General features: G+C 73.2%; 1 protein-coding gene. It reads right to left on the minus strand.

Features of this window, described 5'->3' with window-relative positions; translation table 11 throughout:
- A partial coding sequence (locus OQ02_RS39285) for an acyl-CoA thioesterase (RefSeq protein ID WP_033443767.1) occupies window positions 1-455 on the minus strand: 455 nt, incomplete at both ends.

Raw genomic sequence — 455 nt, forward strand, 5'->3', positions numbered from 1 at the left:
CCTCGTAGCCCTCGGCCGCCCGGCGCTCGCGGAGCTCCTTGATGGCCTGGCGGCGGGCCAGGCGGTGGGTGCGGCGGATCTGGGCCTCCTGGTTGCGGCGCTTGTCCTGCTCCGTCTCCGGGATGACCTGGGGGACGGAGCGGGGCTTGCCGTCCGCGTCGACCGCGGCGAAGACCAGGTACGCGGAGCCGACCTGGGTGGCGGGCGTGGACTCGTTCCAGCGCTCGGCCATGACCCGTACGCCGACCTCCATGGACGACCGGCCGGTCCAGTTGACCTGGGCCTTCACGTGCAGCAGGTCCCCGACCCTGACCGGCTCCAGGAAGGCCATCTCGTCCATCGAGGCGGTGACCGCGGGTCCGCCCGAGTGCCGGCCCGCGACGGCGCCGGCCGCGTCGTCCACCAGCTTCATGATCACGCCGCCGTGCACGGTGCCGAGGAGGTTGGTGTCGTGG

Source organism: Saccharothrix sp. NRRL B-16314, assembly GCF_000716595.1.
GTDB lineage: Bacteria > Actinomycetota > Actinomycetes > Mycobacteriales > Pseudonocardiaceae > Actinosynnema.